The sequence below is a fragment of the Bartonella sp. AP57NXGY genome (assembly GCF_042195805.1).
Classification (GTDB): Bacteria; Pseudomonadota; Alphaproteobacteria; order Rhizobiales; family Rhizobiaceae; genus Bartonella.
This window is the reverse complement of sequence record NZ_JBHIOZ010000245.1, coordinates 1-1718: the sequence shown is the minus strand read 5'-3', so window position 1 is coordinate 1718 and position 1718 is coordinate 1. Positions and strand designations below refer to the sequence as shown.

General features: G+C 31.3%; 2 protein-coding genes. Both read left to right on the top strand.

Annotated features, from left to right (window positions below; genetic code table 11):
- Positions 1–122 precede the first annotated feature (122 nt).
- Complete coding sequence (locus tag ACFIL8_RS09910) at positions 123–860, top strand: hypothetical protein (RefSeq protein ID WP_375611651.1); 738 nt, start codon at positions 123–125, stop codon at positions 858–860.
- Between the two features lie 94 nt (positions 861–954).
- Complete coding sequence (locus tag ACFIL8_RS09905) at positions 955–1488, top strand: hypothetical protein (RefSeq protein ID WP_375668411.1); 534 nt, start codon at positions 955–957, stop codon at positions 1486–1488.
- The last annotated feature ends 230 nt before the right edge of the window (positions 1489–1718 follow it).

Genomic DNA, 1718 nt, shown 5'->3' with positions numbered 1-1718 from the left:
ATGATCATTATAACCATTTTTATTAAATACGTTTTTACGTATATTTTCAACACAAAAATAACACATATTGATTTATTTAACAGAAATCAATTAAATATTCATGATAATCATTAAAAGTTACAATGATGAAATTACTATTCAGAACGTACGTCATAATATTTATAACGTTTTTTTCTGTATTCATATTATTGGGTTGTACTCAAGTAAGCGATCTCGCTGAATACGATAGGCTTTACCAAAAATATGTCCATGAAAATTACACTCCTTTAGCATATTCTCAGAAATTAGAAAAAGCAAAAAAAGAGGTAGAATATTTAAAAGCGTATATGGAATGGACTGTAGACATACCCCATGACAAAAGTCAATTTTGGAGGCATTTAATAACATTGCCCAGTAATCCTCCAGAATTCAATATTTTTAAACATTATCACATATTGCTTGTTTTTTGTGGACGTTTTTTTGATTTATGGCAAGGTGATAAAACGATGCCCACACTTACCTTTAACGACTTACCAACAAGACTGAAGGATTTTAAAGCTAACGGGATGAAATACAGGAAAAATTGGGATTATATAGAAAATATTTTCCTCAAAGCAAAGTTTGAAACAAACTTTGATGATCCAATGTTTGCGTACGCAGAAAAATTTTTGGATTCCCCTAATGGCATTAGTCGAAAAGAACAAACTCTTCAGACAGAGCTGCTCATAATAGGCAATGAACTCACTCGTTTTAGAAACACAGCAACAATGTGCGTTATGGCTAGAGAGGTATACCTTGCCATGATGCCCAAAGAAAATGTAAAACCGCCCGTAAGATATAGCACTTTTGAAAAATGGAAGCAGTATTTAAAAAATCTTTAAACGGATCATAAAATGCCTTTCAAAATACTTCTAAAGAACCATTAAGCCCCCCTCACAATGACTATAATCAGGCACAAAGAGGGTATAAAAAACAATGTTAATTAAACAGTCTTTATTGAGAAGCGTCTTAATTATCGCTCTTTTAACAACGCATCTTTTTTATTCTTCAAAGGGATATACTCATTCGAATGAAGTGTTCTCTTCAAAAGAAATTACAGAAAGAGAGAGATTCTTCCGCATTTTCCTTGTTAATGGAAGTCGCTGGTGGGAAGAAAAATTCTACCAAATTCTCTGGATAGAAAAAACATTTTTTTTGGAAAACAAGCAGCAGTTATCGCAACCGCTCTATGAAAAACATGTCAATATAATAAAAAAATGGCAGAATATAATCAAAAAACGACATCATGTATTTAATACTCTGTGCACCCTTATAGAATTAGAAATAGATGCAATGCGATATGTGAATGAAGCAAAACACTCTCATAAGCATACACATCTCTCAAACCTTATGAAACACATAGAGACATATCAAGAGCGTATAGTTAAAAACAAGAAAGAACTTGAGAAACTTGATCATGAAATTGAGATCTTATACAAAGTTATCATAGAATATACAAAATTACCATAAACTTTGATCTATTCATTCCATAACTTTATGAAAAGTGCTTCTCAAAGGATATCTTTTATTTTCAAGCACTTTGAACTATCTATCGCCATCTTTAGATACAGAGTGCCAAAGTACAGTAACGTTATCATACAATTTGTTGTATTTTACCAACACAAAATAACACATATTGATTTATTCAACAGAAATGACTTATAAAAGCTCATCAGAAACAAACGACAATAAATACCTTA